Source organism: Nonomuraea aridisoli, assembly GCF_003236395.1.
GTDB classification, from domain to species: domain Bacteria; phylum Actinomycetota; class Actinomycetes; order Streptosporangiales; family Streptosporangiaceae; genus Nonomuraea; species Nonomuraea aridisoli.
The window spans coordinates 1-6,175 of sequence record NZ_POUD01000404.1; the positions used below are offsets into that span (position 1 = coordinate 1).

Annotated in this window: 7 protein-coding genes and 1 pseudogene; 7 read left to right on the forward strand and 1 reads right to left on the reverse strand. The window is 73.8% G+C overall.

Features of this window, described 5'->3' with window-relative positions:
* The 6 genes and pseudogenes from C1J01_RS45360 to C1J01_RS45385 all read left to right on the forward strand — a co-directional run.
* Nucleotides 1–380: pseudogene (locus tag C1J01_RS45360) on the forward strand (FAD-binding oxidoreductase); the annotation flags it as partial.
* Complete coding sequence (locus tag C1J01_RS45365) at nucleotides 380–1,582, forward strand: (Fe-S)-binding protein (protein ID WP_111185197.1); 1,203 nt, start codon at nucleotides 380–382, stop codon at nucleotides 1,580–1,582. The pseudogene C1J01_RS45360 and the gene C1J01_RS45365, both read left to right, overlap by 1 nt.
* Nucleotides 1,579–2,331, forward strand: coding sequence for an IclR family transcriptional regulator (locus tag C1J01_RS45370; RefSeq protein ID WP_111185198.1), 753 nt, complete (start codon nucleotides 1,579–1,581; stop codon nucleotides 2,329–2,331). Before C1J01_RS45365 ends, C1J01_RS45370 begins: the two co-directional genes overlap by 4 nt.
* Before the next feature lie 38 nt (nucleotides 2,332–2,369).
* Entirely contained in the window at nucleotides 2,370–3,110 is a 741-nt protein-coding gene (locus C1J01_RS45375) for an IclR family transcriptional regulator (protein WP_111185199.1), read from the forward strand.
* Between the two features lie 3 nt (nucleotides 3,111–3,113).
* Complete coding sequence (locus C1J01_RS45380; RefSeq protein ID WP_111185200.1) at nucleotides 3,114–3,326, forward strand: DUF2277 domain-containing protein; 213 nt, start codon at nucleotides 3,114–3,116, stop codon at nucleotides 3,324–3,326.
* 65 nt (nucleotides 3,327–3,391) lie between these two features.
* Complete coding sequence (locus C1J01_RS45385) at nucleotides 3,392–5,308, forward strand: hypothetical protein (RefSeq protein ID WP_111185201.1); 1,917 nt, start codon at nucleotides 3,392–3,394, stop codon at nucleotides 5,306–5,308.
* A gap of 3 nt (nucleotides 5,309–5,311) precedes the next feature.
* Here C1J01_RS45385 and C1J01_RS45390 read toward each other — a convergent pair whose 3' ends face one another.
* Complete coding sequence (locus C1J01_RS45390) at nucleotides 5,312–5,731, reverse strand: hypothetical protein (RefSeq protein WP_146615974.1); 420 nt, start codon at nucleotides 5,729–5,731, stop codon at nucleotides 5,312–5,314.
* 93 nt (nucleotides 5,732–5,824) lie between these two features.
* Here C1J01_RS45390 and C1J01_RS45395 point away from each other — a divergent pair.
* Nucleotides 5,825–6,175 (forward strand): response regulator transcription factor (locus C1J01_RS45395; protein ID WP_146615975.1); only part of this gene is annotated, 351 nt, incomplete at its 3' end.

A 6,175-nucleotide genomic window follows, 5' to 3' on the forward strand; every position in this document is an offset into this window, starting at 1 on the left:
GGGGCGAGGTGATCGGTCAGCCGCCGCCGTGGTGGGGGCGCGTCCCGCCCGGTGAGGTGCTGGCCGAGGTGCGGTTCCCGCCGGCCGCCGCGGGCGCCGTGCTGGACGCGGCGGCCGGCGCAGGTATGGCGCTGCGCGGCTCCGCCGTCGCGGGGCGGCTGCTGCTGGCGACGGACGGGCAGCTGCCTGTGTCCGCGCTGCGCAAGACGGTGGAGGACGCCGGAGGGCGGGTCGTCGTGCTCGCCACGCCGGACGACGGCCCGGACGGTGGGGTCGACAGGTGGGGGCAGATCAGCGGGCTCGCGCTGATGCGGCGGGTCAAGGAACGGTTCGATCCCGGGCGCAGGATGTCCCCCGGACGGTTCGTGGGAGGCATCTGATGGATCCGAAGCTCATCAACGACTGCGTGCACTGCGGTTTCTGCCTGCCGACCTGCCCGACGTACGTGTTGTGGGGCGAGGAGATGGACTCGCCGCGCGGGCGCATCCACCTGATGAGCCAGCACGTCGAGGGCACTCCCATGACGCCCGAGATGGCCGGCCACTTCGACGCCTGCCTGGGCTGCATGGCGTGCGTCACCGCGTGCCCGTCCGGGGTGCAGTACGACCGGCTGATCGAGCAGACGCGCGTCGTGGTCGAGCGTGAGCACGAGCGGCCGCCGCAGGAGCGGGCCGTGCGCGGGATCGTCTTCAGCCTGTTCCCCTACCCGCGGCGGCTGCGCCTGCTGCGGCCGACGCTGGGGCCGGCCCGCCGGATGGCGCCGTTCCTGTCCAGGGTGAACCCGAGTCTCGGCGCGATGGCCGGGCTCGCGCCGCGCGTGGCGCGGCGGCAGCGGCTGCCGCGCGTGGTGCGGGCCAGGGGCGAGCGGCGGGCCGTGGTCGGGATGCTGCTGGGCTGCGTGCAGCGGGAGTTCTTCCCGCAGGTGAACGCCGCCACCGCGCGGGTGTTGTCGATGGAGGGCTGCGACGTCGTCATCCCGCCGGGGCAGGGCTGCTGCGGCGCGCTCAGCGTGCACTCCGGTCAGGAGGCGCAGGCCAAGCGGCTGGCGCGCAGGACGGTCAGGACGTTCGAGAAGGCCGGGGTGGACACCGTGGTGGTCAACGCGGCCGGCTGCGGCTCGTCGATGAAGGAGTACGCGACGCTGCTCGGGTACGACCCCGGGTTCCGGGTCATGGACCTGTCGGAGTTCCTGGCCGAGCTGGGGCCGGTGGCCCCGCGGCACCCGCTGCCGCGCACGGTCGCCTACCACGACGCCTGCCACCTCGCCCACGCCCAGGGCGTGCGCTCGCAGCCGCGGCAGCTGCTGAGTGACATCCCGGAGCTGGAGCTGCGCGAGATCCCCGAGTCGGCCATCTGCTGCGGCTCGGCGGGCACGTACAACCTGCTGCAGCCGGAGGCCGCGCGCGATCTCGGCGACCGCAAGGCCAAGGCGGTCGAGTCGACGGGCGCGCAGTTGCTCGTCTCCGCCAACCCCGGGTGCACCATGCAGATCGCGGCGGCCATGCGCCGGGCCGGCGCGGACATCAGGGTGGCCCACACGGCGGAGGTGCTGGACGCCTCGCTGCGCGGGGCCGCCCTGTGAGCGTCCAGTCGGTCGAGCGGGCGCTCGACGTGCTGGAGGCGCTGGCCGAGCACGGCGGCGAGGCGGGGCTGTCGGAGATCGCCGCCAGGACCGGCCTGCCGTACGGCACCATCCACCGGCTGCTGCGGACGCTGCTCGCGCGGGGTTACGTGCGCCAGGAGTCCGACCGGCGGTACGCGCTGGGCGGCGGGCTCGTCCGGCTGGGCGGGATCGCCGGGGGCATGGTCGGGGTGTGGGCGCGGCCGTACCTGAGCAAGCTGGTCGAGCTGTCCGGCGAGACGGCGAACCTGGCGGTGCTCGAAGGCGACTTCGTCGTGTACGTGGCGCAGGTGCCCTCGCCGCGCCGGCTGCGGATGTTCGCCGAGGTGGGCAGGCGGGTGCTGCCGCACAGCACGGCCGTGGGCAAGGCGCTGCTGGCCGGGCGGCCCCCGGCGGAGGCGGTCGCGGTGTTCGAGCGCACCGGCATGCCGCGCCGCACGCCCAAAACGATCGTCGACCGGTCCGCCATGCTGGCCGAGCTGGAGGCCGTCAGGAGCCGCGGCTACGCCCTGGACCTGGGCGAGGAGGAGCTCGGCGTGCACTGCCTGGCCGTGCCGGTGTGGGACGGCGAGCGGGTGGTGGCGGCGCTGTCGGTCTCGGGGCCGGCCGAGCGGATCGACGCGATCGACCGCGACGACCTGGCCGAGAGCATGCGTGAGATCGCCGCTGACTTCGGCAACGAGCTCGGGCCGGTGGCCGTCGGGGGCTGACCTCGGCCCGAGGTTGGAGCGCCCGGTAGTGTTGCGCCATGGGCAACAGCACGACGGTTCAATCGGTCGATCGTGCCATCGCGATCCTGGAGCTCCTGGCTCGCGACGGGGCCACCCGGGTGACGGACCTCGCGGCGGAGCTCGACGTGCACAAGTCCACCGCGTTCCGGCTGCTGGCCTCGCTGGAGCAGGGCGGCCTGGTCGAGCAGACCGCCGACCGGGGGCGCTACCGGCTCGGGTTCGGCCTCGTCCGCCTGGCCGGGGCCGTCACGGCGCAGCTCGACCTGTCGCGCGAGAGCCGGCCGGTGTGCCTGCGCCTGGCCGAGGGGATCGGCGAGACGGTCAACATCGCGGTGCCGCGCAACGGCGACCCGGTCAACATCAGCCAGGTGCGCGGCCCCGCCGCGATCAGCGGCCACAACTGGGTCGGCCAGCGCACCCCCTCCCACGCCACCTCCAGCGGCAAGGTGCTGCTCGCCTTCGGCGCGCTGCGGCCGCCCGCGGAGCTGGAACGCTACACGCCGCACACCATCACCTCGGCCGAGCAGCTGGGGCTGGAGGAGATCAGGGAGCGCGGCTGGGCCTGCGCCGTGGAGGAGCTGGAGGTGGGCCTGAACGCGGTGGCCGCGCCGATCCGCGGGGCGGACGGCTCGGTGGTGGCCGCGGTCAGCGCCTCGGGGCCCTCCTACCGGCTGACGCCCCAGCGGCTGCCCGAGGTGGCCGAGCTGCTCGTCAAGGGCGCGAGGGAGATCAGTCAGCGCATCGGCTATTACGGTTGAGGCATGTGTAGAAGCATCAAGACCCTCCGGCCGCCGTACACGGAGAGCGTGACCGAGGACGACGTGCGCGCGGCGGCCCTGCAGTACGTACGGAAGATCTCCGGGTTCCGCGCGCCGGCGGCGCACAACGCCGAGGCGTTCGACCGGGCGGTGGAGGCGATCACCCGGGCGTCGGAGGAGCTGCTCGGGGCGCTGGAAGTCCGCGGGAGTCGTTGACAGCTCCCCCGCGCGGGGGAAGCCTACCGGGATGTAACCCTCACCCGATCTTCCAGGGGGCTCCCATGATCAGCGGGTTGTACCAGGGTCAGGACGGCGACTCGCGGCTGGAGCTCCGTGTCGACGTCGACGGCGCCAGGCCCACCGGGCGGGTGAGCGGCGACGTGTTCACGGTGTCGGGGGCGACCACGTCCTACACCGGTTCGTTCGTGGTGGACGCGCCCGCTGTGCGGTCCGAGGGCGGCCGGACGCGGATCGAGGGGGCCGGGCGGTTCACGTTCGGCGCCGAGGCGCGTGACGTGGGCGTCGTCGTCGCCGGCGGGAGCGGGACCGCCACGGTGGGCGGCCGCGTGTACGAGGTGGCCTTCGCCTCCCCGTACTTCCGCAGCGTGCTGCTGGAGCAGGACTCCGTGGTGGGGGCGGCGCCGTTCGTGTCGTACCACACCGGCTCGCTGCCGGGGCCCGCCGGCTCGCCGCCGAGGGAGCTGACGGTGGCCGCGGCGTACGCGGAGGCGGGCGTCGAGCTGCGCCTGGCCGAGCCCGGCGTGGTCCCGGTGGAGGGGTCGGGCGCCGATCTGGTGTGGGATGACGCCGAGCTGCACCACGCGATGACCCGCCACTTCAGCGCGTACGGCGACGCGCCGGACTGGCGGGTGTGGCTGCTGGTGGCGAGCAAGCACGCGCGCGGCCTGCGCGGCATCATGTTCGACTACCAGGACGCCCACCAGCGGCAGGGCGCCGCCGTCTTCCACGACGCCGTCCAGGGCACGACGCCGGAGGCGCGCCGGGCGCAGTTACGCACGTACGTGCACGAGGTCGGCCACGCGTTCAACCTGCTGCACTCCTGGGAGAAGCACCTGGCGACCCCGCCCGGGCCGCTCGGCCCCGAGAGCGGCTTCGGCGACCTGTCGTGGATGAACTACACCTACACCTACCGGCCGGGCGGCGAGCCGGCCTACTGGGCGGCCTTCCCCTTCCAGTTCACCGACTCCGAGCTGGTGCACCTGCGGCACGGCTTCTACCGCGACGTGGTCATGGGCGCGCACGGGTTCGGCGTCGGGGCGGCCGAGGGGGAGCCGTTCGAGCCGCCGGTCGAGGACCGCTCGGGGCTGCGGCTGGAGCTGCGCGCCAAGGAGTCGTACGCGCTGGGCGAGCCGGTGGTGGTCGAGCTCAAGCTGTCGCACGCCGGCGAGCCGCGCACCACGCACGGGCATCTGCATCCCGACAGCGGCTTCACGCAGGTGTCGATCATCCGTCCCGACGGCGGGACGGTGCTCTACCGGCCGATGCTGCGCCAGTGCGTGGACGCCACCCCGCAGGTCAGGCTGGACGACGGCCATCCGGCGATGTACCGCAGCGCGTACATCGGGCACGGGCGCGACGGTCACTACTTCCAGCAGCCCGGCGAGTACCACGTGCGCGCCCGGTACGTCGCCGCCGACGGCTCCCACGTCGTCTCCCCCGCGCTGCTGGTGAGGGTGCGCCGGCCGGCCGAGCCCGACGACCACCGCGTGGCCGAGCTGATGCTGGGCGAGGAGCAGGGCCAGCTGTTCTCGTTGCTCGGCTCCGACTCGCCCGCCCTCGGCTCGGGGAACCGGGCCCTGGACGAGGTGATCGGCCGCCACGGCGGGCACCCGCTGGCCGTCTACGCCCGCCTGGTCAAGGGGCTCAACGCCGAGCGGGAGTTCAAGGAGCTGGTGCCGGGCGAGGGGCTGCGCGTACGGCCGCCCGACCCGAAACAGGGCATCGAGCACCTGACCCACGTCGTGCGCGGTGAGGGCGTGGACAACATCACCCTCAACCTGGTGATGCGCCGGCTGGCCAGGGCCGAGGCGCGGCAGGGCGACCTCGGCCGGGCGAACGCCGTGCTGGACCGGATGGTGGCCACGTTCGCGGCCAAGGGGGTCAACCCCATCGTCATGGGGGAGATCCGCCGCCAGGCCGAGCTGACGAAGGCGGCGCTGGGCGCGGAGGCGTCGTGAGCGTCAGTGGACGCGGGCGACGGGCTGCCCCGCCACGCAGGTGATCGTCAGCTCGACGTCGTCGCCGTCGTCGGGCTCGAACTCGACCTGCGCCTCGGTGGCGGGCCCCGGCTCGACGCCGTCGACCGAGTGGTCCTGGGCCGGGCTCCACGACCGCAGCGTGACGAGGTCGCCGTCGCACGAGGCGATCACCGTGCCGCCGGGGCTGCGGATCAGCTTGCCCGGCGACGTCGAGGACGGCTCGCCGCCCGGGGCGGCGACGGCCCGCGCGGTGGCCGTGGACAGCGCGGCCCTGACCTCGTCACGGCTCAGCACGTGGCTGGAGCTGCCGGTCAGGCCGGTGCCGAGCAGGCCGAGCACCGCCAGCGCGGCGCCGGTCGCGGCGACGGCGGTGACGGCCCAGGCCAGCACGAGTCGTTTCATCGCGGTCCAGCTTCCCCCATCGACGGCTAAGGACAGGTTAAGGCGACGCTAAGACAGACCTGGTCACCGTCAGCGAACGTCTAGTTTCTGTATATGGCTGACATCCTGCTCATCGAGGACGACGTGGCGATCCGTACGGCGCTCAGCCGCGGGCTGCGGGAGCTCGGCCATGCCGTCTCCTCGTCCCCGACGGCGATGGACGGGCTGCGCCTGGCCGTGCGCGACCGTCCCGACCTGGTGGTGCTCGACCTCGGGCTGCCGGACCTGGACGGGGCCGAGCTGCTGCGGATGTTGCGGGCGGTGAGCCGGGTGCCGGTCATCGTGGCGACCGCCCGCGACGGGGACGCCGAGATGGTGCCGGTGCTGGACGCGGGGGCCGACGACTACGTGGTCAAGCCGTTCAGCGCGACGCAGCTCGACGCGCGCGTGCGGGCCGTGTTGCGG